This window comes from Enterococcus sp., from assembly GCF_032555305.1.
In the GTDB taxonomy this organism is placed as follows: domain Bacteria; phylum Bacillota; class Bacilli; order Lactobacillales; family Enterococcaceae; genus Enterococcus_A.
On the sequence record NZ_JAWGOQ010000034.1, the window covers coordinates 33,143 to 54,944 of the forward strand.

Sequence of the window (21,802 nt, forward strand, 5' to 3'; positions counted from 1 at the left end):
ATCATAAGTACATTTTAGATATACAAAAATTAATTTATTTTAAGGAGAGAAAAGAGATGAATAAGAAAAAATTAGTTACAGGATTGTTGAGTGCAGCATTTCTGGGCGGTGTCTTGGTGACGACTGCATTACCGGCAGATGCGGCGACAGATTATAAGGGACAGTCGAACGGGTCAATAAAATTTAAATCAGGAGGATTGGTTACACCTCCAATTACTCCGCCAGTTGTGCCTCCAGTGGATCCACCGGCATCAGATTTCGGGTTGATTTACGTACCTAAAGAGTTCAACTTTGCAGAAACAGCGGTACCAACAACTGTTGTTTCAACAAATACAACAATCCCGATTGATTCAAACTGGGAGGGTAGTCCAGCTAACAATACAGGCGGATCAGGCTTAACAAACCCGACAACGAAACATTTCTTAGTAGGCGATGTTCGTGGGAAACGGGCATCAGGTTGGAAACTGGAAGCAAAATTAACGGATGATTTAAAGGTAAGTGCGGTTAAGAAATTAGATGGTGCAACGATTACTATGTCACAAAGCATCAACGAAATGAATCCGGTTGGTTGGATTGCTACACCAACTAATCAAAGTGCAACTGTTCATACACCGGATACTGTGACATCGGCTGTAACTTTAAGCACAACAAGTACAACAGTAATGAGTGCTTCTGGTGAAACAGCATTAAATGCAGCGGATGGTCGTGGTGAAGGCTACTGGCAAGGGGAGTTTACGAGTATCAACTTAGTTGTTCCACCAGTACCGATGAATAAGGTTTTAGCAGATGAACAGTATGAAGGAACTATCGACTGGACATTAACCGATTCTATCTAAATAGTAAAAAGTAGCAGGCTGAAGTTGCATCGCAGCTTCAACCTGTTCGTGTCTAAAGGAGCCAAACATGAAACGACTACTCTCAATTTTAAGTTTAGTAGCGATGATTCTTTTTCCTCTTACTAGTTATGCGGAAGATACCGAAGAATCAAAGGGGATTACAGAAAATGAGAAACGTGCCGGCTTCACGGTACAAGCGGTTTTGCCTGAGAATCAGATCAATGATCGAATCGGTTATTACCATTTATTAATGACACCCGATCAAAAACAGACCCTCGAAGTGAAGATTATGAATACTTCTGCGGAGAAGCAAACCTATAAAGTAGAAGTCATTAATGCGGCTACCAATCGTAATGGTTTGATCACCTATGATGAACGAGATAAAAAACCGGATGAAAGTATGAAGCTGCCGATTGCGGAAGTCGCAAAACCAAAGGCTAAGGAAGTATCAGTTGACGCTTATTCAGAAGGAAAAACGGAGATTGATATCCAAACACCGAGCGAACCGTTTCAAGGAATTCTTTTAGGCGGCATTCGTATTTCATTGAAGTCTGATGAAACCGAAGAAGAATCAAAGGGCATGTCAGTGAAAAATACTTACGGCTATGCGATTGGTTTGGTATTAACGGAACAGGATTTTGCACCGATCTATGGGGAAACAGAATTAAAACTACAAAAGCTTCAACCAGAGATTGATTATGGCAGTAAAGTCTTGGAAGCCAGCATTCAAAATCCTCATCCAGAAGCGATGGAAAAGTTAGTAGCAGAAGGAAAGATCGTTCGAAAAGGTCAGAAAAAAGCGTTGGCGGACAATAAACTGGAAAACGTCAAAATCGCGCCAAATTCTATCTTTCCTTTCCAAATTGATTGGGGAATGCAGGAAGTCGCAGCAGGCGATTACACCTTTATTGGAAAAGTCAAAGGCGAGTCAAAAACGTGGGATTTCAAACAAGATTTCACGATCACTCGTGAGACGGCGAAGAAGATGAACAAGCAGACGGCTTTTCGGATCTTTATTCCAAGCTGGTGGACAACTTGTTTCTATGTGATGGGGACACTTACCGCAGTCGTGACTGCTTGGCTCGTTATTCGTCTTGTCAAACGAAAGAAAGGAAGGGAGTTGCATGAAGAAGAATAGAATATGGTTTGTGCTTGTTGGGGTGTTCTGTTTAATAACGAGTGGCGCTACGGTGTATGCCGCAAGTTACAATGCACAAAACCATGTAGGGGTTAAATTTTATGATGCCACTAGCACGACAACTTCAACAACATCTACCAGTAGTACAAGTAGTTCAACGACAGATTCAAGTTCATCCAGTTCTTCGAGCTCAAGCAGTGCGATACCAAGCGCCACAACTCAGAGTTCGCCTTCATTACCAGATACTAATCAAAAGAAAGACGGTTTTCTGTGGTTAGGTAATAGTGATGGCGGAGGGACGACTGGTGGAACAACACGATACTATTCAGATGACAAATTACTACCAAGTACGGGTGAACTTGTTCATTTGGCTTTGCCATTTGCAGGTGTGTTCTTATTGATGTTGGTTTTCTTCTATCTTAAGAAAGAGGGGAGAAAGGCGCATGAATAGAATGCTAAAAGTACTAATTTCCTTAGTAGCAATGATGGGGATTGTATTCGGATTAGTGGGATTACCTCAAGTTAGTAGAGCATTTAGCTTTACTTATCCAGCAACTACCGTGTATGTAGAGATGTTGAATAAACAAGGGAAGGAATTTACGAAACAGTTGGATATGGAAGCGAAGAGCGTTACCTTCATGAGGAATTCTTCACCACCATTTGATTATAAAAATGTGGGTGATTCTCCAATAACAATTACAAGAGTTGGTGGGAAGACTAATGTTTTTGCTATTCAAATACCAGCATATAACGGAACTGCTTCAGGTTCTTACGTACATTCAGAGCGCTTAGGGGACGTAAAAATAACTACACCACTGTCTACAATCACGAGTATTGGGAGTGTCACACCTACAAAATCGTTTAGAAGAGCAACCTATTACGAACAAAGTGCTACATGGAGTTCTGGTACTATAGGAGCAACAATTGTATCAGCCTCTCGTAACGGTGATAACACATGGAATATAGGGCTTGGCGACAGTCTAAATGTATCAGGGTACGATACGAGTGAATATGGTCTTAGAGGCACAGCAATTTCATCCGGTTTTGGTAACTTTAACGCATGGGGATTAGACGGCGATTATTTCCCAATAAGGCTTGTTGGTCCGCAAGTTCAGGAAATTTTTGAAGATGAAGCGAAAGCTTTGATTCCTCCACCATCTGGTTATACGAATAATAACTACACTGATGTATTTGAACAGCCTCAAAGCTATCAAATGGATAATGATTCCAATTTACCTAAGACATATATTGACTCAGGCTTTATTTATACCTACAAAGGTTGGTACAAAGGTGCGGGAAACCAGAGTAGTATAGTGACAACGCATCCACCATCAATTAATTTCAATGCTACTTTGAATGACAGCCAAAACGAAGTGCACATTGTCTACAACAAACGAGCTTTGCGAATAGTTGACGAAGAGTATATTGATACTAGTTCTTCTACCATCGATTCTTCATGGAACAATATGGGGCAACAATTTGCTGATGGCGATACCTTTACTCAAACTCCTGCTGCTACGAAAACCGATTCTAGTGGAGTTATTTGGGAGTATCAAGGTTGGAAATTAGGTTCTGAACCGATGAGTGCAATGCGTCCGTCATCAACGCCCGTTTCGGTACTAATTGATGCGAATAAGACGATTCAATATGTGTATAAGAAGAAGCAACATACCATGACTGAAAAATGGGTGGATCAAGCGGATGGGTCAACACTAGTGCCCCTTTCGGTGAATCCGAAAACAAGTACTATTGATGACAACGATCATTTCACAGGTTCAGCCACAGCAGTGATTACAGATACTCATGGAGGAATCTGGGATTTTGTTGGGTGGGAAAATGTGACCGATGCAGCAGGTACAGTAAATTCAGCGCCTGCGTATGCGGTGAATAATATCAAAGGCAGTAAGGAAATTCGTTATCACTATCAAGCGAGAAACACGACAGCGACATTGGATCTGAATCCGACGCCACAGGTTGTAATGAGCGGTGGAAATGTCGCTTGGAGTTCTCGATTAACGAATACGGGAACATCGACCTTGAATAACTTAAAACTCAAAGCGACAAGCAATTGGGCTTCTGGTTTATCTGATCCAGTACAAGTTACGGTGAAACCAGCTGGCGGTTCTGCGCAAAACTTTACTCTTTCACCGGGTGATTGGACGAGTGGATTCAATTTGACTGGGATTAATATTCCGAATGCAGGACCGAATAACTATGCGGATATTACCTTTAGTACAATCGCTACTGGAGCGGTTAATCAAGTGTTACCTGCTGAGATTGAAGTTGATGGGAATATGGCAAATCCATTGAAGGCGGAGAACTTTGTCCGCATTGATGATCCAGATGAACCAAATCTGAAACCGACAGGCAATGCGGGGTTGATTAACATCCCTGATTTTCGTTTTGGAGAAGTAGAAGTCAAACCTTACGCGCACACCAAAGGGCTGGATGCAGCATCTTATCAGTCTGGCTATAATCCTTATGTTCGATTCATGGATAATGAAAGTACGGGGACTTATAGCCTAGCGGTGAAAATGAGTCCATTCACAAGTGGTGCGAAAACTTTACCTACTACAACGGCGATTAGCTTGGATAATGGCGTGCTAAAAGAAGTACAAAATTACAATAAGCATAATGAAAGCCTGTCAGCTGGGACGTATACCGGACCACTTAGGATCCAATCTGACAACACGACTTCTTATATTGCTTTTGGGAATACTCAAGGAGTTTTTCAGTTAGAGTATGCTTTCAATGATGTGGAGTTAGAGCTAATGGGTCATTCGGGAGTAGCCGGTTTGTCGTACGAGGCAAAGCTGGATTGGACATTGACGACTGCACCATAGGAGATGTCAGTCCAACTTTTCGCAGTTTGTTTTTGATATGAATACTTATTTTATCGGAAATCAACGTGTACAGAGTCTTAGTTGGATGGTATACGGCGTGAGAAACAAACTGATTTTTATCAAAAAATCAATTCCTTATTACGAACAAGGAGAGCGTATCTATGTACAATTATGTCTGGCTGTCTGCGGGAATGGGCGTGCTTGCTTTAGTGCTGGCGATCTTTTTCTTAGTCAAAGACCTAAGTTTTTGCGAGCAGACACAACAGAAAAAAGTGACGTATCTGATCGCGAATTGGGGAATGTTTCTCTTAGCGATCATCTGGATTGGATTAAGCATCAGTCTTTATATCCTGATCCAAAATCAATTAAACGGGTAACCAAGGCCGCTCAATTTTTCGGGCGGTTGTACATATTAATCGATAAAAACGAGGTGGAAAATGAATCGAATCGTGATCTTAACAAAGAATATTTCTGTCGAGAGCTACTTGCAGGAGCAGCTGCAGAAATTGAACTACGAAGTGTTGGTGTCTGTCTCTAGTTGGGAGAACTGGGAGATTTCAGGGAAGATCGATCCGTTCTTGAAGTCCTTTCAATGGATCTTTTTGAGCGAAACGATCTCTGATAATCAAGCACGAGAGTTTGGGGAACAATTTCGTTCAGACTGTTTAGTGCGGATCGTTGGGGAAGAACCTGCTGAAGAGGCGGTAGTCGAATGGCACAGTTGGCATATTTCAGACTGGGTATTAGCGGAGGCTTCTTTGGAACGATTGAGAGAGAAGCTGAGCCACAAAACCTTAGTCCATCAAGTCGAGTTTCCCAATGGGAATCTCTTTTATGGCGATCAGTCGTTATCTGATGCTAGGAAAAAAGCTTTTCCCTTATACTTTTCAGATGTTCACTTCACGAGACTTGAAAAAGAAATCATCCATCGGTTAGTCGCGGCGAAGGATTTGACCTTGGCTAGAGACGAGCTTTGTCAAGGTTGGCGATCAAAAAATCAAAATTCTAAATTGAGTCAATTATCCTCCTCCATCACCAGAATCAGGAAAAAAGTGATGGAAGCCTACGGAATTGAAGACGCGGTGAGGACAATGTGGGGGGAAGGTTATCAATTGAATAGCTATTTCTATCACTGCCTGTTAAAAGGGGAGTTTCGAAATCATCAGAAGGTGTCAGTACCTAAGAAGGAATTAGAGAGAAGGAATGTACATGAGTCAGATCCTATTATTTACTAAAAATCCATTGAATGAACAACCATTTGAAGAGCGTTTGCATCAGTTAGGACACGAAGTCTTTACCACAAAAATGATGATCGATCTGTGTCTGCTGGAGAATGCCAATAACGAGTTTATTCGGATTTTCCACCAGATTATTCTAAGCGAAACGATCGCAAATGCGGAAGCCAAAGAACTCGTCAGAACACTAAAAACCTTTTCGATCCCAATCTTTCGAAAATCCGACGAAGTTTTGAAAGAAGCCGATTTACACGAATGGGAAGAACTGGGTATCAGTGATTGGATCGAAAGTCGACCATCTATTGAAGTGTTGAGGGAGAAACTAAGCTGTGACAACGTCCGAAATGAAGGGAAGCTGATCTTCTTACCGAAAACAGAAGACAAGCGATCATTGTCCAGTCTCAATTTGAGCAGTGGTGAACTGAAGCTCTTCCGTATTCTGTACCAGCAGCAAAAACAAACGATCTCACGAGAAGAGCTGTGCCTACGCATGTGGAATAAAGACAAAACCAACTCCAGCATGTCCCAGCTATCTGTGATGGTGAAGCATTTGAAGCAAAAGCTGTCGGATCAACAGGTCAAAGGACCGATCATCGAGACCTGTTGGGGACAAGGGTATCGTTTGGATGATTTAGTTTATGAGCAGGTGTATGTGGATACAAATGAAATAAGAATTATGTAATCTGTGAACTATAGAGAAAAATAGAAATAGCACTCATGTTTTCAAGTTTTTGTGATGCTCATGTTCTTCTGTAAAAAATGCATTTCATCGTTGAAATTACCTATTCAATCAACTTTACGGGGGAGTAAACTGCTTGCCATTAAAAAATATTTTTCCAACGTTACAATAAAAAAGCTTTTGACATCTGATAAATTAGTTGCTAGTATAAGAATATAGTTAAATAGAATATTAGCTTGTAACTAATTTTAGACTGATTAGGCAATGCTTAGAAAAAAACACATCTAGTGTGTTCTTTTCTAAGCATTTTTTGTTTTCTTTGAAGGAGGAAAATGGATGATAAACTTTTTTAAATCTAAAAATCAAGCCGAAATTATTGTGTCCCCTGCTTATGGAAGTGTTTATAAACTACAAGAAGGGAAAGATCCAGTCTTTTCTGAAGGTTTGATGGGACAAGGCTGCTTCATCGTTCCAGATACTGGTGCGTTGTATGCGCCCTGCAATGGAAAAATCCTTTCTGTCTTTCCAACGAAGCATGCTTACGTTTTAGTATCAAACAGTGGGGTAGAAATAATCATTCATATTGGTGTTGATACAGTAAATCTGAATGGAGAATTATTCGATTGTCATGTCAAAAAAGATCAGAAAATCAAGAAAGGAGATTTGCTCGTAACGTTTGATTTATCTGAAATGCTCCATCGTAAAATCGTTCCAGATATTTTTATTGTATTTCCAAAGTATATGGAAAAGGAGATTGGTGTAATTTTTGGACAAATAAGGGCTGGTGATAAGTTAATCGAGATAGTTAAACAGTAGGAGGTGATTGATTATGAACTACAAGGTTATTCGGGTATTAAATAATAGTGTTGTGTTAGCAGAACGAATAAGTGATGGTACTGAAGTTATTTTACATGGAAAAGGAGTAGGGGTCTATGTAAGTAAAAATAAAATTCAAATGTTGCCTCATGAAAAAGTTCAACGGCTATATGAATTGAAAAACGAATCGGAAAATGATTATTTAAAGGATCTCGTCAGCAGTGTTTCACCAGAAATTATCACTATTACATCAGACATTATCAAGAAAGCTGAAGGAATGCTTCAAACAAAGTTTAGACAAAATATATTTTTCTCCGTTTTAGACCATTTATCTTTTGCTGTTGAGAGGAATAAGGAGCAAATTGAAAATCCATACCCTTATTTGGAAGAAATGAAGATTCTTTTAAATGAGGAATATCAGGTATGTGAGCAATTAGTAGACTACATTAACCATTCTCTTGACATTAATCTCAAATCAGATGAAGCGATCCTATTAGCCATACATTTTGCAAACGCTCGACTGGATGTAGACAATTCGGATGAAGAAATCATTGCTGAAATTCTTAACATTATTTCCATGAAATTGAATATCAATTTGAATAAAGAACAAGTTAGATTGCACAGATTAAAGGCTCATTTAAGATTTTTTATTAAAAACAAATCAGTTCGAAATGGGGACTCAGCAAAGAATGGAAGTTTTAAGGAAATCGAACGCTTGTTGTCAAAGGAATATGCGTCAGAATATCAATGCGCACGACTCATTGTAGAATACCTTCGAAAAAAGCATAAATTACATATCTCAAATAATGAGGTTATTTATCTAACAATGCACATCATTCCAATTGTCACAAAATAATTTTTTAGGGAGGTAAAAATTATGGAAATTGAAACTATGGCAAAAAAGATTATTGAAGGTGTTGGTGGGAAGGATAATGTCAGTTCTGTTTCTTATTGTATGACAAGGGTTCGCGTATCTGTTAAAAATCCTGACCATGTAGACAGAGAGCAATTAAACAAAATTACTGGTGTAATGAAAGTTTTAGTTATTGGTAAACAGTTTCAGATTGTTGTTGGCGGTATTGTTAATGAAGTTTATGATGCTGTCATTGAAATTATTGGAGATGATGCCATTCAAAGTGGAAATGTGGATGAATTAATTGAAGAAGACAAAGAACTAATTGAAGGCAAGTCGAATGGAAATGAAAAATTAACTATTAAAGCAGGCTTAGGAATGGTTGTTGAGACCCTTTCCTCTATTGTTTCTCCAATTATACCTGCCATGCTAGCAGCGGGCTTCATTAAAACAATCGCAATGATTATGGTCAATGCTTTGGGTTTTAGCGATACAAATACGACTTATCAATTATTAAATGTTCTAGGAGATACAATTTATGCATTCTTTCCAGTGATCATTGGTTGGTCGGCTGCAAAAAGATTTAATGCAAATATTGGTGTCACTCTGGTGCTTACAGGATTTCTGATTAACCCCGCATTTTCGGGTATTTTTGAAGCTTCAAAAAATGTAACCTTGTTTGGACTCCCAGTTACCAATGTGTATTACGGTAGTTCGGTACTTCCGGCGATATTTAGTGTTTATTTATTGAGTATTTTGGAAAAAAAATTAAGAAAAATTCTTCCGCCTAGCTTGAGAAGTATATTTGTTCCCTTCTTTAGCATAGTGATTGTATTCCCAATTCTAATTTTATTCATTGGTCCGATCGGTGTTTGGGGTGGAGAAGTTTTTGCCTCATTGTTTACCTCTGTATATGAAATTAGTCCAATTGTCGCAGGAGCGATTATTGGTGGAGTTTGGCAAGTACTTATCATTGTAGGAATGCATATTGCAATTCTAGGATTAGTTTCCGGACCGAACATTGCCAAATTTGGTAGAGACAATGTGATTATGACTCATGCCCCAAGTCTAATCTGTCAAATGGCAGCAGGATTAGCAGTGAGCATCAAAGCGAAAAATAAAAAATTGAAACGCGAGGCCTTTACACTTAGTATTTCCTCTCTTATTTCAGGTAGTGTGATTGAACCAGTTATGTATGGTGTGAATTTAAAACTGAAGAAACCATTTATCGCAGTACTGATTGGAGGAGCAGTGGGAGGCGCAATTACTGGAGCTTCTGGTGCTGGAACAACTGCAGCTGTTGCGTTTGGTATTTATACTTTTCCTGCTTATGTTGGGCCAGGCTTCGGTGGTTTGCTAATTGGCTGTTTAGTTGGTGCGAGTGTGACGTTCTTATTAACATTCCTATTTGGTTTCGATGAGAGCTTGTATGACCAGTAGGTAATGAATGAGAACGATAAACTAAAAAAGAAATTAGGAGGAAATTTTTATGTTAAAGGTTTTAGACTTAGAGTTTAAAAATGCTAATCATGTACTTGAAGAGATTGAAAACATGAATGTAAAAGGAGGTTCTCCTTTTGGGCGAGCAGCTGCATGGGCTTTCAAATTAGCTTGTGAGCAGGAAACACTCAATGATTATGATACTTTAGAAAGTCGTATTGCAGAGCTTGCGAATGAAATGAATGCGCTCAAACCAACTATGGCGACTATTAATAATACCTGCGTTTTTGTTCAGAAAGTACTTAAAAATCATAGCTCAGAAGAACAGCTAGAGAACATGAAGCAAAAAATTATCAAGATTTGCGATCAAATTATTAAAAACTCTTTTGATGCTGTAGATAAGGTAGCTAAGTTTGGATCTGTCAGGATTTCCGATGGTGACACGATCATGATGCACAGCTATAGCAGTACGCTGATGGGAATTTTTATTGCTGCAAAAAATGCTGGGAAGAATTTTAAGGTCATTTGTACAGAATCCAGACCACTTCGAGAATCAAGAAAAGCCATTGGATATTTTCAAGAAATGGGGATACCAGTAACGTTAATTACAGATGCATCAGTATATGAATTTTTACCTCAATGTGACTACGTAATAATAGGAGCGGATTCATTGGATGTAGATGGCTCAGTAGGAAACAAAATGGGGACTGCTCAAATAGCTAAATTGGCAAAAGCGTGTAAGAAGGATGTGTATATTGCCTCTGAACTTTACAAGTTAGATATGAGAACGCAGTTTGGCTACAAAATTGTTTTGGAGCGCAGAACTAAAGATGAAATTGTTTTTGAAGGAGATTATGAAACCACAGAAGGACTTGAGGTTATCAATCAATTCTTTGATATTACACCAGCTTCTGATATTAAGGCAATTATCTGTGAATATGGCCTAATTAATCCTTCTCAGATGCTATCATTCTGGGCTAATTTAGAAAAAGAAATCAATAAGTAATGGGGGAACTTAAATGAACGAATATTTAGAATTCTCAAAAGAAGTGCAGGAAGCCATAAAAAATGAATTACCTATTGTGGCTTTGGAATCAACAATCATTTCTCATGGGATGCCTTATCCACAAAACATTGAGATGGCTGAAAGATGTGAAGACATCGTGAGAGAAAATGGGGCGGTTCCTGCTACAATTGCCATTATGGATGGAAAGATAAAAATTGGTTTATGTAAAGAAGATCTGAAAATACTAGCAACTGCCAAAAATGTAGCTAAAGTATCGCGACGCGATTTTGCAGCAGTTATCGCTGAAGGAGAAATAGGAGCAACAACTGTCGCGTCTACAATGATTTGTGCGGAAATGGCGGGAATCAAATTCTTTGTAACCGGTGGAATCGGCGGTGTCCATAGAGGATTTGAAGAAACTATGGATGTTTCTGCTGATTTGGAAGAGTTATGCAAAACGAATGTAAATGTTATATGCGCAGGAGCAAAATCTATTTTGGATATTCCAAGAACTTTAGAATATTTAGAAACAAAAGGTGTACCGGTAATTGGATATAAAACAGATCAATTACCTGCTTTTTTTACAAGGGAAAGTGGATTGAAATTAGCTATTAGAAAAGATAGTTTGAATGAGATTGCTCAATTAATAAATGCTAAGGATGCCTTGGAGTTGTCTGGAGGCACTGTCATAGCAAATCCGATTTCAGAAGATGACCAGTTGGATAAAGACTATATTGATTCCATTATTAACGAAGCCATTGAATCAGCTAATGAAGAGGGGATTTCTGGAAAAGAAATGACCCCATTCCTACTATCAAAGATTGTAGATAAAACGAATGGAAAAAGTTTAGAAGCAAATATTAGTTTAGTTTTTAATAATGCTGATATAGGTTCAAAGCTTGCGGTTGAGTTAAGCAAATTGTTTTAGTTATCAATTTAGAGAATGATAAAAGAGCGTTCAGGCATTCGCTTTGAATGCTCTTGCATTTTTAATTAGTTTTTATAAAGGTGTGGATGGATGAAAAGTAAACTTACTTTATATTCGTTGTTGGGTGTTTTTTCAGTATGTATAGGAATTGCTTTTCTAAATAATACATTACTGGGAAATGATCCGATTGGTGTTTTCTATGATGGAATTAGGGAGTTTAGCGGTTTTTCTCAACCTGAATTAGGAAAGGTCTCAAATTATATTAACATTATTCTTCTGGTATTTTTATTTGTCTGTGGAAGAAACTATTTTAGTGTGGGGACGTTTTTATATTTAATTCCATATGGAAGTTTTGTATCAATTGGCAGTAGGGTTTATGCTTGGCTTTTTGTCAATATAGATAGTTCCTTTAGGATTATTATTAGTATATTGGGGTGTTTACTCTATTATTTTGGTATCAGTTTATTTATTGCATGTAATATAGGGACAGATCCTTTTAATGGCTTTGTATTTACCATACAAGATAAAATAGGTTGGAGTCTAAGGAAAATAAAAATTAGTTTAGACATATTATTAGTGATAATTGGTGTTATATTGGGAGGGAAAGCGGGAGTCTTTACAATTGTCACCGCATTATCTACAGGGCCAGTTGTACAATGTTTAAGCGGATATTTTTCAAAGCAACTTCATTCATCAGAAAGTCAGGAGCTCGAGTGACGAACATCAGTCGATTACTACTAGATAAAAAAATGTCGAGATTTTTAAGGCAATCGTAAGAAGTTTTTTCTAGCAACATGAATTATGTTAAAAAGAACTGAGGAGCTTTTTTATAGGAAACCTAACTTTAGACTACTCTCTCGATTAAAAAACCATGAGTCTTTCCTTTGACAGTAATCGCTATCTATGGTAATTTTTTAACTATTCTAAATGGTCTAAAAATTTTTGGAGGTATAGTCATGACATTCAGCAAACAGTTCGCAACTGAATCTTGCTGTTGTTGTATGGTGCTAAAAAGCAGCATACCATTTTGTCATGTCTATTAACTGCCCAATTTTCGATTATTTTGGATACCTGTATACCCGTTGAACGGGGATTGATAGGATCAATATGGTGGAATCTCAAGGTGCTGATTAATAGTCGGCGCCTTTTTTTGTTACCTAAAATTGAACGACAACATGCGAGAAAAAATAAATTACCTAAATACGAGGAGAGCAATGATGATTATTAATTCTATCCAGGCGGCGATCGGACATACTCCGTTGCTGCGATTCACTCACCATCAATTTGAAGAAATTCCCGAAGGTTCAGCGATTTATGCGAAGCTGGAATATTTGAATCCGGGGGGAAGTATCAAAGATCGGCTAGGTGTCTATGTAATTGAGGAAGGCTTCAAGCAGGGCAGGATCAAAGAAGGGACGACTATTATTGAGCCAACCGCTGGAAATACGGGGATTGGTGTGGCCCTTGCGGCATTGGAGGCGGGCTTACCGACGATTTTTGTAGTTCCGGAAAAGTTCAGTTTGGAGAAGCAGGCGTTGATGCGAGCTTTAGGGGCGGATATTGTCCATACGCCGACTGCGGAAGGAATCAGCGGTGCGATCAAAGAAGCGAAAAGACTGCATGAGGAACTTGCTGACAGTTATCTGCCCTTGCAGTTTGAAAATCCTGCCAATCCAGAAGCGTATTATCGCTCGTTGGCGCCGGAATTAGTTGAGGATCTTGGAGAAGAAATCACCAGCTTTGTAGCAGGAATCGGTAGTGGCGGGACCTTTAGCGGAGTAGCGCGGTATCTATTAGAACGAAATTCCGCGATTCGCTTGATTGGTGTGGAACCTGAAGGCTCGATTCTGAACGGTGGGGAGAGTCATGGGCATGAGATTGAAGGGATCGGTGTTGAATTTATTCCGGCATTTTTTAACGAGTTACCGATCAGTGGTTTTGCTACGATTAGTGATGATGAAGGCTTTGCGATGACCCGAAAGCTAGCGAAAGAGCATGGGACTTTGGTTGGCAGTTCATCGGGAGCCGCGATGGTGGCTGCCTTGGCGGAGGTTACTAGCTTGTCTGCGGGAAGTCAGGTGGTGACGATTTTTCCTGATGCGGGGGATCGTTACTTATCAAAGGAGATTTATTTGAGGGAGATTTATTAAGGATTATCCAGTAGTCTAATTTGCCAAGTCATGGCTATTATGAGTTGGCAAAAATGCGTGAGAGCAACAGCGAGGAAACTAGCTGCTGGCGCAGGATTACTACATGACAGAAGGTTATTATGTAAAAGAGCAAAAGGCTTTGGAGGTGTGGCGGATAAAGCCTAAAGGTTGAGCGATAGAAATAAAAATAGAGAGAGGTTTACAATATGGGATTGGAATTTATGCCGATCTTTGAGGAGTGGGCAGTGGCTTACGACGATGAGGTGAATGGCGGAAATCCGGAATATCAGGAAGTCTTCGCTAATTACTGGCAGATACTGGATGAAATCACTGCTGCTTCAGGGGAGGTAGTATTAGAGTTCGGTAGTGGAACAGGCAACTTAACGGAAAAACTAATCACTGCTGGTAAGACCGTTTACCCAGTCGAGCCATCACCAGAAATGCGAAACATCGCAGCGGAAAAAGCAGCATTACGCGAGACTACCTTTTTCGCAGGGGACATGGAGAACTTTCCCATGCCAGCTGAATCAATAGATACGATCGCTTCAAATCTGGTCTTTCACCATTTGACCACCGAGGAAAAAGCGCGTGCGATTCAACGTTACAGCCAGTTATTGACCGCTGGCGGGAAAATCATCTTTGGAGATACGATGTTCCTATCGCAGAAGGCGTATACGGAAATCTTGGCAACAGAAAAAGCAGCGGGGCGAGACAGCTTAGCGGCAGATCTCGAACGGGAATACTATCCCGTAATGAGTGAGCTGGAAGAACTATTCCGAATGAATGGCTTCCAAACAAGGTATCAACAAATGAATCGCTTTGTTTGGCTAGTCATCGCAGAAAAAATAATGGAGGCAGAATAAATGAAAATGAATGTTGAGAGCTTTAATTTGGATCACACAAAGGTAAAGGCGCCCTATATTCGGGTGGCAGATAAGAAAACAGGAGCGAATGGCGATTTGATCGTCAAATATGATGTCCGCCTAAAGCAGCCCAACCAAGCCTATATGGATATGGCGGCGCTGCATTCGTTGGAGCATTTAACGGCCGAGCTGATTCGTAACCACGCGGATTATATCGTGGACTGGTCGCCGATGGGCTGCCAAACAGGGTTTTACTTAACCGTCTTGAACCATGATGATATTGATGCAATCATGGATGTGGTAGAAATGACGATGAAGGATGTATTGACCGCTACCGAAGTTCCCGCAAGCAATCCAGTGCAATGCGGCTGGGCAGCGAACCATACGTTGGAAGGCGCGCAGGACTTAGCGAAAGAATTTCTAAGTAAGCGTGGGGAATGGCGTATTGTGTTTGTGGATTAGTCAAAACAATATTGAAAAGCAGCTTATGAAGTATCATAGAAAAGCCAAAGACGACATTTCTTGAATAGGAATGTCGTCTTTTTCAGCGATTCCAAGTCTTCTTAAAAGATCACTTCCTTTCAATTGTTTTTGTCACCTATATATATATATAGCAAGATTGGGTTTGTTGAGGGAAGAATGATTCGTTCTATGAATAGTTCTTAGGAATCGGAAATATCTTTTTGATAGATAAAATGGTAAATATTTTGCGCAATAAAGTGATAGATAAATTGAACGAGAAAGAGATAGCATTTTTCAAAAAGTTTTATCTTTACAAGAAAAGCATGAAATGACGAAAAATCACGTCATCCCATGCTTATTTACTGCGCCATACATCAGTTTTCTGGATAGATATTCGCTTCAATCTCTTCTCGTTGACCAGCCAAAAATGGCGGCAGAGCCAAGCTTTCGCCCAAGTGTTCCAAGGGCTCATCGATTGTAAAACCAGGAGTCAGAGTCGCGAACTCCATTCGATTTCCGCCAGGTTCACGGATGTAAAGACTCTTGAAATAGCCGCGAGAAACCAGCTTTTCGATCTGCCAGCCTTGCTGTTCTGCTCGGTGATACAACTCGTCTAGTGCTGCATCATCAGCGATCGCAAAGGCGATATGATCGGCACTGCCTCGTCCCATGTGACTGGGTTTGTCAGATTCAGTAGGCAAGATTTCAAGAAAATCGGTCGCGTTCAATTGGATGTGCTGTTCGACGGTTGGCCAACCAAGAAATGTCTCAAAAAAAGCGCTCGTCGCTTGCGGATCGTTAACGTGAATCTGACTAGAATGCAAGCCTAAGATTTGTTTGTCTGCTGGAACATCATTGTCGACTTGCTGATCCAATGCCAACGGCGGCAAATCGGTTTCAGTCAAAATGATTTCTACCTGATCAGAGTCGAAGAGGCGTATTTGTCGATCATTCACGGTATAGTTGATCGAATAATGGGTTAGCCGTTCTTGCCAGTAAACCAAACTATTTTGCGGAAGCTTCAAGCCAATCGTGGCGATAAAGTTTCGATTCTCATAGCGATGACCTAGATGCGGGACGATAAAAAAGGTTACGACACTGCCGGGCGCACCTTGATAATCGCCATAGTAATAATGAAGCATCCGCTGATTGTCCTGATTGACGGTATTCTTCACAAAGCGCATCCCGAGAACTTCCGTGTAAAAGCGGACGTTTTCGTGGCTGTCTTTGGTTAGTAGTGAGATATGATGAAATGCTGACATAGGAACACCTTCTCTTTTTGCTTACTTTTAATAAGTATAGTGAAAGAGGAGGTATTAGACAAGCAAAGCGCCTTTTTACTTAACATACTGGCTAAAATCATAATCATGTTAACGATGTTTTTTTAACTTATGGATTTACACTTTAAATGCAATACAAAAAAGACTCGTAAGCTTCTTTGGAAGACTCTTTCTCGGCTAGAATCGTTTCAGATGGTGAATCGTATAATGGTTCTGTGGGCATATTAATAGTTAATCTGTACAACTATTGATATGCTAGATATACGATGAAGAGAAGATATGAATCTTTTTTTCATTGAAGTAGGAGGGATTCAATTGAATGAAAAACCACGTTTTAGTTGGAAAGACATCATCATTGCATTAATTATACCGTTCGAATTATTAATGGGCGAAGTTATCAATAAACTTGCGATAACAAATAACCCAATTTTAGGATCAGTCGTCACGCTTTTGATCTTCTTTAGTGGATTTTTAGTTGCGGTACTTTTTCGCAAAGATGTCTTAAAAGCCGATTTTCGTATGTATAAGAAGCACTTTTTCAAAAACTTTGGGATTAGTCTGCTTGGGGCACTGCTATTCGGATTAATCGTCATGGGCGGACGCTATTTATTAGATCAGAGTCAGGCGGCGAGTTCTTTATCAGTGGACTATGCTGCGGTGGGGTGGAATAATGTTGCAGTATTGGCGGTTCCGTTACTTGTTTCAGGGATGATTCCATTAATGGCGGCATTTACTGAAGAAATCATTTTTAGATACACCTTTTTCTATAAATGGTCAAATAATAAAGGACTTCGTTTTCTCATGTGGGGAGTATCTTCTATCTTGTTTGGCTTAGCGCACTACAATAATTATAGTACGACTCCTCTTTATATGATTCCGTTAATGATCGCTGGATTCATGTTAGCGGGGCTCTATTATTGGAAAAAAAATATCTGGATTCCTATTTTCGCCCATTTCATCTATAACGGCGCATTGTCTACCATCCCAGCCATATTTGTATTAGTCGTACAATTGATGCAAGGCACATAGTAAGCGTTCATAGCATCCTAATTAGTCGATCAAGCTACAATACGAAACTGCGCAAGTTAAGAGAGCGAACTTGCGCGTTTTTTTGTCAAAATAGAATACTTTTGATAAGATTTGGCTTTCCATTTTTCAATTTATCGGAATATAAATATCCGTCAAACTTTTATCCTTTGAATTTCTAGGCGGTTCAGTTACGTACAATTCAAACGGAACGGCATCGCGAACTTTTCGTTCATCCTTGAACAGCCATTCTTGATACATATACTGCCAAGCATCCCCATATTCCTTCGCGGATAGCTCAAAATGACCAACGCCGAATTTTCCTGAAATACTCGATAAACAAATATGGCCGGTTTCCTGAAGGGTTCGCTCGTTTGGAATCGTCATGGCGACGCTGGTTCGTAGATTTTTCGCATCGGTAATAAATGGATTGTCATCGTAAATGGTTAATACCTTGGTCTCATTTTCAACGATCAGCTCATTCTTTGTCGCAAACTCAAATAGTTCGTTGAACATTTTGCGGCTCTGTTTTCTAAAGGCGGCATAGCTTCCTCTGAAACGAAGGTAGATGATGGTCAAGTCCTCTAAATTTTCTATGGTAATGCTTTTTGGTTCGATCATTTTAATGTCCTCCTTTTTGGATAACTTCATTATTCCATGTTTCTATCAGAAGCTCTTGTCATTTCTTGCTGTTTCCGATAGCAGGAGGGGCTGACGCCAAAATGTTTTTTAAAGGCTCTGCTAAAGGAACTCGCATCATTATAGCCGTAGCTTAAGGCAATGTCGGTTAATGAAATAGAAGAAGCAACGCATAGAAAAATAGCCGCACGTTCCAACTTAAATCTAGTCACAAATTCCTTCAATGTCTCTGAAGAATATTTTTTAAAAACTCGATGGAAATGAAATTCTGAAAAGTGAGCATTTTTGGTTAGATCACTTAAAGAGATGGGCTCTGCAAGATGCTGTTCGATGTAGTCTTCGGTTTTATTGATTAAACGCAGGTAGTTTTGTTCCGTTGAGTCCGCCATGTCTTCTTGCTCCTTTTATGTTATATATCATTCTGCTAAAATACCTCGGAACTTGTCTTTGTTTCTTTAGTTTATTATAGAAGACCGTCTGCCTTTTTACGAACGCTCTAGTTAGTATTACAGAAAAGACAAGCATGAAATTTTACTTACTATTAGTAAGATGATAAGGTTATATCAAGAAACGAATAACGGCACTTGCTGGCGTTGTTCCTTACAGGAGGTTTTAACCATGACAGTAATTATTCCCACATTTCAATTAAGCGCCACCGCACACATTGGCCGCGTGGCATTGAAAGTAGCTAATTTAGAAAAAATGACCCGCTTTTATCAAGAAGTAATTGGGCTGCAGGTCTTAGAACAAAACGAAAAACAAAGTACTTTAGGTGTTGATAATACAGTATTACTAGAATTACATAAGGTGCAGAACCCCTTGCCTATAACACCAAAAACCGGTTTGTATCACGTAGCCTTTTTATTACCAACTCGAAAAGATTTAGGAAATGCGCTGCGTCACTATTTGACGATCGAGGCGCCTTTGATCGGTGCTAGTGATCACGGCTATAGCGAAGCCCTTTATTTAAATGATCCCGAAGGTAATGGAATCGAAGTTTATCGTGACAAGCCGCAAAGTGAATGGGATGTTCGTGCCGATGGTGAGATTGTTGGCGTGACCCTTGAGATGGATGCCGAAGCGGTTATTGCTGCGAGCGATGGTGCAGGGAATGGATTTCCAGCAGGAACGACAGTTGGTCATGTGCATTTAAAGGTAGCGGATTTGATGCAAACAGAAAAATTTTATACAGAAGTTTTAGGACTATCCTTGAAGAATAATTTTGGCAATCAAGCCAAATTCTTTGCCGCGGGGGATTATCATCACCATATCGGATCCAACATCTGGTTAGGAAAAAATATTCCTGCCATGTCTGAACAGGATTTAGGCTTGGATTATTTTAGCTTCGTCGTACCCGATCAAGCAGAGTTGGATCGTTTAGAAGAACATTGGAAAAATCAGATCGATTATTCCAAAGACGAAATCGGCAGTTTGACCGTCGTTGACCCAAATGGTATTACCATGAAGTTTGAAAAATAGAAACAAAAGAACGATCGACGAAGAGCAGAAAGCTGATTTGAAAAAACAAAAAAGAAGTGGTTGCAGAGACATTTGCGACCACTTTTTTGTCTAGCTTTCGAGTTAAGGGTGTGTTTTGATTGCCTTTAACGATATAATTCTTACGAAGGGTTTAGAGCATTCAATAACTGAAAACATTGATCTAATCACGATGCTTGTCATTCGAGCTTGTCTTTTTCAGAGTGCTTTGGTATCTTGCTTGTAAGTTGTCTGATCAACAGGTAATTTTGATTTAGGGGGATGAAGTATTGCTAGGCGAAAAATTAAAAAAACAACGACAATCACTGGGATTGACTCAACAGGAGGTGGCAGATCATCTGCACGTCTCACGACAAACAATCTCCAATTGGGAAGTCGGACGGAATTTTCCAGACATTCCGATGATCATTTCAATTAGTGAGTACTACCAAATCTCCTTAGACGAACTGTTGAAAGGTGATGAACAATTAATGGATAAAATGAAGAAAGACGCAGAGCTCATCAAACGAATCAAGCGAAGAAAAATCTTTGACGCAGCCTTTGTGGTGATTTTGCTGCTGACGGTGCTTTTTGCTTTTATAATGAGCCGGATACCGGAGCTTGCGAACCAAAGGATAGTGCCAATGCTTGTTGTAGGCGCCGTATTTATCTTTTCAATCGTACGCTTCTTTATGATTATTCCCAAAGACGATAAAGTCAGCGGAAAATACGCACCGATAATCATTCCAAAAACATTTGGTGTCGGCTGGGCGATCAATCCTTATCATCCGTTGGGGTTAGCGCTGTTGATCGGGTTACTTGTAGTTATTGAGTTGATGATCTTTTTTGGGTGAAGAATTAATCAAACTAAACGAGAAATAAGAACCTAAACACTGGATATAATTCGGTGTTTAGGTTCTTATTCTTTTATGTGGTCATTTTCCAATGAGGACTTCATGTCAATTATTTCGATAATGGACGACCACGTCTATTTTGAACCGGATGGGCGTTTTGTTTGCCCTTCACTTTATTTTTAGATTGTTGCTGCGAGTTCTCAAAGGCTTTCTTTTTCTTCTGATGCAGAAAATCCTCCAGCTTCGCCTTAGGTTGTGTCATGAATGCTCCTCCTTTCAGCAAAAATTGCAGTTAGCAGTCAGCAATTAATTTGATAGAAATCAAATCCTTTCGTTGTTCTATCTTTAGTATAAAGGAGCGATGCATAGACGGAGGAACGAGTTTTATTATAAAAAAAGAAAGAGCCTGAATTCGCTCTTTCTTAACATTGTTTTTTGATTGTGCGAATGATACGTTGGATACTTTTAATATCCATGTAATAGCTGCCAGCGAGCTCACGGGTACTTCTCCCGAGCTGATACTCCTGATAAATCTGTTGATTCCTTTGTCGAAGCAGCTCCTTACTAGCAGTCTTGCTGCCCCAAGGCAAGCGATCCTTTGTTTTCTTTGGTATATAAAGGATTGTACCATTCACATATTTTTGGATCTCTTTTACGATCTCCTCTGGTAGAAGTTCGAATGCGTTTTGATAAGCCATCTTTTAGCCTCCTAATAATATAAAATTTAGGATTCAGCAAAAGCTCTTCAAGCATTCCTGCCAAGCTTTTGCTAGGCTTTAATAATAATTACTCCCATTGTAATGCTCCTTTCGGGTACTAGGTTTAGTATAGCATATTAGGTGTGTTGATAAGGAAACATGATATGAGGACTACTATCCCGGAAGAAAATGGAGGCTTCTTCAATGCAATACCATCTTTTAATTGAAGAGAAAATTGATAATGAGTGAAGTGAAGAAAGATACATGCCAATTAAGCGAATCAATCAGATATAAATCTTTGATGTGATGATGTTTTTTGATGAAATGATTGAGGCTTTGTGAAGGTGTTTAATGACAAGTTCGCAAAGCCTTTTCTGTTAGAGGATTGTTCGAAATAACGTAATCAAAACCATTTTGGTAGAATCTAAGTATTGCAATTTGTAATAGTTAAAATTAATATAAAAATTCATACTGATAAAACCCTAAATAATTCATACTTCCAAATCACACCCACAAAAGCTTGATATTATCACTATTTTGCAGAATAGTCATTTTTCACCTATTGGGTACACAAAAAGAG

General features: G+C 39.4%; 24 protein-coding genes. 19 read left to right on the forward strand and 5 right to left on the reverse strand.

Going from position 1 to position 21,802, the window contains the following annotated elements; translation table 11 throughout:
- Positions 1-56: 56 nt before the first annotated feature.
- From E6139_RS19475 to E6139_RS19550, 16 genes are all read left to right on the forward strand, one after another.
- Positions 57-836 carry a WxL domain-containing protein gene (locus E6139_RS19475; RefSeq protein WP_316405201.1) on the forward strand — a complete coding sequence of 260 codons (780 nt, stop codon included), beginning with the start codon at positions 57-59 and terminating at the stop codon, positions 834-836.
- Between the two features lie 67 nt (positions 837-903).
- The gene (locus E6139_RS19480; protein WP_316405202.1) at positions 904-1,974 is read left to right on the forward strand and encodes a DUF916 and DUF3324 domain-containing protein; all 1,071 of its coding nucleotides are present in this window, start codon (positions 904-906) and stop codon (positions 1,972-1,974) included.
- A 52-nt stretch (positions 1,975-2,026) separates the two neighbouring features.
- Complete coding sequence (locus E6139_RS19485; protein ID WP_316405203.1) at positions 2,027-2,425, forward strand: LPXTG cell wall anchor domain-containing protein; 399 nt, start codon at positions 2,027-2,029, stop codon at positions 2,423-2,425.
- Entirely contained in the window at positions 2,418-4,817 is a 2,400-nt protein-coding gene (locus E6139_RS19490) for a WxL domain-containing protein (RefSeq protein WP_316405204.1), read from the forward strand. The genes E6139_RS19485 and E6139_RS19490 overlap by 8 nt, the downstream gene beginning before the upstream one ends.
- Before the next feature lie 161 nt (positions 4,818-4,978).
- On the forward strand, positions 4,979-5,194 hold the full coding sequence (locus E6139_RS19495) for a hypothetical protein (protein WP_316405205.1): 216 nt from the start codon (positions 4,979-4,981) through the stop codon (positions 5,192-5,194).
- A 60-nt stretch (positions 5,195-5,254) separates the two neighbouring features.
- A complete protein-coding gene (locus tag E6139_RS19500) occupies positions 5,255-6,052 on the forward strand; it encodes a winged helix-turn-helix domain-containing protein (RefSeq protein WP_316405206.1) in 798 nt (265 codons plus the stop codon).
- Positions 6,027-6,734, forward strand: coding sequence for a winged helix-turn-helix domain-containing protein (locus E6139_RS19505; RefSeq protein ID WP_316405207.1), 708 nt, complete (start codon positions 6,027-6,029; stop codon positions 6,732-6,734). The genes E6139_RS19500 and E6139_RS19505 overlap by 26 nt, the downstream gene beginning before the upstream one ends.
- Positions 6,735-7,067: 333 nt before the next feature.
- Complete coding sequence (locus E6139_RS19510) at positions 7,068-7,547, forward strand: glucose PTS transporter subunit IIA (protein ID WP_316405208.1); 480 nt, start codon at positions 7,068-7,070, stop codon at positions 7,545-7,547.
- Between the two features lie 13 nt (positions 7,548-7,560).
- Positions 7,561-8,403: a PRD domain-containing protein gene (locus E6139_RS19515; protein WP_316405209.1), complete on the forward strand. Its 843-nt coding sequence runs from the start codon at positions 7,561-7,563 to the stop codon at positions 8,401-8,403.
- A 21-nt stretch (positions 8,404-8,424) separates the two neighbouring features.
- Entirely contained in the window at positions 8,425-9,840 is a 1,416-nt protein-coding gene (locus E6139_RS19520) for a PTS transporter subunit EIIC (RefSeq protein WP_316405210.1), read from the forward strand.
- A gap of 49 nt (positions 9,841-9,889) precedes the next feature.
- The gene (locus E6139_RS19525) at positions 9,890-10,846 is read left to right on the forward strand and encodes an S-methyl-5-thioribose-1-phosphate isomerase (protein ID WP_316405211.1); all 957 of its coding nucleotides are present in this window, start codon (positions 9,890-9,892) and stop codon (positions 10,844-10,846) included.
- Between the two features lie 13 nt (positions 10,847-10,859).
- Positions 10,860-11,774, forward strand: a complete 915-nt coding sequence (locus E6139_RS19530; protein ID WP_316405212.1) for a pseudouridine-5'-phosphate glycosidase — start codon at positions 10,860-10,862, stop codon at positions 11,772-11,774.
- Between the two features lie 90 nt (positions 11,775-11,864).
- Positions 11,865-12,491 carry a hypothetical protein gene (locus E6139_RS19535; protein ID WP_316405213.1) on the forward strand — a complete coding sequence of 209 codons (627 nt, stop codon included), beginning with the start codon at positions 11,865-11,867 and terminating at the stop codon, positions 12,489-12,491.
- 500 nt (positions 12,492-12,991) lie between these two features.
- Positions 12,992-13,924, forward strand: a complete 933-nt coding sequence (locus tag E6139_RS19540; protein ID WP_316405214.1) for a cysteine synthase family protein — start codon at positions 12,992-12,994, stop codon at positions 13,922-13,924.
- Between the two features lie 206 nt (positions 13,925-14,130).
- The gene (locus tag E6139_RS19545) at positions 14,131-14,787 is read left to right on the forward strand and encodes a class I SAM-dependent methyltransferase (protein WP_316405215.1); all 657 of its coding nucleotides are present in this window, start codon (positions 14,131-14,133) and stop codon (positions 14,785-14,787) included.
- Positions 14,788-15,249, forward strand: coding sequence for an S-ribosylhomocysteine lyase (locus E6139_RS19550; protein WP_316405216.1), 462 nt, complete (start codon positions 14,788-14,790; stop codon positions 15,247-15,249).
- Positions 15,250-15,623: 374 nt separating this feature from the next.
- Here E6139_RS19550 and E6139_RS19555 read toward each other — a convergent pair whose 3' ends face one another.
- Positions 15,624-16,511, reverse strand: a complete 888-nt coding sequence (locus E6139_RS19555; RefSeq protein ID WP_316405217.1) for a VOC family protein — start codon at positions 16,509-16,511, stop codon at positions 15,624-15,626.
- A 333-nt stretch (positions 16,512-16,844) separates the two neighbouring features.
- Here E6139_RS19555 and E6139_RS19560 point away from each other — a divergent pair, with 333 nt between their 5' ends.
- Positions 16,845-17,558, forward strand: a complete 714-nt coding sequence (locus E6139_RS19560) for a type II CAAX endopeptidase family protein (RefSeq protein WP_316405218.1) — start codon at positions 16,845-16,847, stop codon at positions 17,556-17,558.
- Between the two features lie 126 nt (positions 17,559-17,684).
- On the opposite strand, the gene E6139_RS19565 is transcribed toward E6139_RS19560, so the two are convergent.
- On the reverse strand, positions 17,685-18,176 hold the full coding sequence (locus E6139_RS19565; RefSeq protein WP_316405219.1) for a GyrI-like domain-containing protein: 492 nt from the start codon (positions 18,174-18,176) through the stop codon (positions 17,685-17,687).
- A 29-nt stretch (positions 18,177-18,205) separates the two neighbouring features.
- On the reverse strand, positions 18,206-18,583 hold the full coding sequence (locus E6139_RS19570; RefSeq protein ID WP_316405220.1) for an AraC family transcriptional regulator: 378 nt from the start codon (positions 18,581-18,583) through the stop codon (positions 18,206-18,208).
- Positions 18,584-18,812: 229 nt separating this feature from the next.
- Here E6139_RS19570 and E6139_RS19575 point away from each other — a divergent pair, with 229 nt between their 5' ends.
- Complete coding sequence (locus E6139_RS19575) at positions 18,813-19,673, forward strand: VOC family protein (RefSeq protein ID WP_316405221.1); 861 nt, start codon at positions 18,813-18,815, stop codon at positions 19,671-19,673.
- A 287-nt stretch (positions 19,674-19,960) separates the two neighbouring features.
- Complete coding sequence (locus E6139_RS19580; RefSeq protein ID WP_316405222.1) at positions 19,961-20,524, forward strand: helix-turn-helix transcriptional regulator; 564 nt, start codon at positions 19,961-19,963, stop codon at positions 20,522-20,524.
- A gap of 109 nt (positions 20,525-20,633) precedes the next feature.
- On the opposite strand, the gene E6139_RS19585 is transcribed toward E6139_RS19580, so the two are convergent.
- Entirely contained in the window at positions 20,634-20,786 is a 153-nt protein-coding gene (locus E6139_RS19585; RefSeq protein WP_316405223.1) for a hypothetical protein, read from the reverse strand.
- Positions 20,787-20,946: 160 nt separating this feature from the next.
- The gene (locus E6139_RS19590) at positions 20,947-21,222 is read right to left on the reverse strand and encodes a CD3324 family protein (RefSeq protein WP_316405224.1); all 276 of its coding nucleotides are present in this window, start codon (positions 21,220-21,222) and stop codon (positions 20,947-20,949) included.
- Positions 21,223-21,802 lie beyond the last annotated feature (580 nt).

What these genes read in the sequence shown, in the direction of transcription:
- E6139_RS19475 (WP_316405201.1), top strand. Translation starts at nt 57, where the DNA reads ATGAATAAGAAAAAATTAGTTACAGGATTGTTGAGTGCAGCATTTCTG.
- E6139_RS19575 (WP_316405221.1), top strand. Translation starts at nt 18,813, where the DNA reads ATGACAGTAATTATTCCCACATTTCAATTAAGCGCCACCGCACACATT.
- E6139_RS19520 (WP_316405210.1), top strand. Translation starts at nt 8,425, where the DNA reads ATGGAAATTGAAACTATGGCAAAAAAGATTATTGAAGGTGTTGGTGGG.
- E6139_RS19495 (WP_316405205.1), top strand. Translation starts at nt 4,979, where the DNA reads ATGTACAATTATGTCTGGCTGTCTGCGGGAATGGGCGTGCTTGCTTTA.
- E6139_RS19525 (WP_316405211.1), top strand. Translation starts at nt 9,890, where the DNA reads ATGTTAAAGGTTTTAGACTTAGAGTTTAAAAATGCTAATCATGTACTT.
- E6139_RS19515 (WP_316405209.1), top strand. Translation starts at nt 7,561, where the DNA reads ATGAACTACAAGGTTATTCGGGTATTAAATAATAGTGTTGTGTTAGCA.
- E6139_RS19500 (WP_316405206.1), top strand. Translation starts at nt 5,255, where the DNA reads ATGAATCGAATCGTGATCTTAACAAAGAATATTTCTGTCGAGAGCTAC.
- E6139_RS19555 (WP_316405217.1), bottom strand. Translation starts at nt 16,511, where the DNA reads ATGTCAGCATTTCATCATATCTCACTACTAACCAAAGACAGCCACGAA.
- E6139_RS19585 (WP_316405223.1), bottom strand. Translation starts at nt 20,786, where the DNA reads ATGACACAACCTAAGGCGAAGCTGGAGGATTTTCTGCATCAGAAGAAA.
- E6139_RS19510 (WP_316405208.1), top strand. Translation starts at nt 7,068, where the DNA reads ATGATAAACTTTTTTAAATCTAAAAATCAAGCCGAAATTATTGTGTCC.
- E6139_RS19490 (WP_316405204.1), top strand. Translation starts at nt 2,418, where the DNA reads ATGAATAGAATGCTAAAAGTACTAATTTCCTTAGTAGCAATGATGGGG.
- E6139_RS19565 (WP_316405219.1), bottom strand. Translation starts at nt 18,176, where the DNA reads ATGATCGAACCAAAAAGCATTACCATAGAAAATTTAGAGGACTTGACC.
- E6139_RS19590 (WP_316405224.1), bottom strand. Translation starts at nt 21,222, where the DNA reads ATGGCTTATCAAAACGCATTCGAACTTCTACCAGAGGAGATCGTAAAA.
- E6139_RS19550 (WP_316405216.1), top strand. Translation starts at nt 14,788, where the DNA reads ATGAAAATGAATGTTGAGAGCTTTAATTTGGATCACACAAAGGTAAAG.
- E6139_RS19545 (WP_316405215.1), top strand. Translation starts at nt 14,131, where the DNA reads ATGGGATTGGAATTTATGCCGATCTTTGAGGAGTGGGCAGTGGCTTAC.
- E6139_RS19530 (WP_316405212.1), top strand. Translation starts at nt 10,860, where the DNA reads ATGAACGAATATTTAGAATTCTCAAAAGAAGTGCAGGAAGCCATAAAA.
- E6139_RS19535 (WP_316405213.1), top strand. Translation starts at nt 11,865, where the DNA reads ATGAAAAGTAAACTTACTTTATATTCGTTGTTGGGTGTTTTTTCAGTA.
- E6139_RS19505 (WP_316405207.1), top strand. Translation starts at nt 6,027, where the DNA reads ATGAGTCAGATCCTATTATTTACTAAAAATCCATTGAATGAACAACCA.
- E6139_RS19570 (WP_316405220.1), bottom strand. Translation starts at nt 18,583, where the DNA reads ATGGCGGACTCAACGGAACAAAACTACCTGCGTTTAATCAATAAAACC.
- E6139_RS19540 (WP_316405214.1), top strand. Translation starts at nt 12,992, where the DNA reads ATGATTATTAATTCTATCCAGGCGGCGATCGGACATACTCCGTTGCTG.
- E6139_RS19480 (WP_316405202.1), top strand. Translation starts at nt 904, where the DNA reads ATGAAACGACTACTCTCAATTTTAAGTTTAGTAGCGATGATTCTTTTT.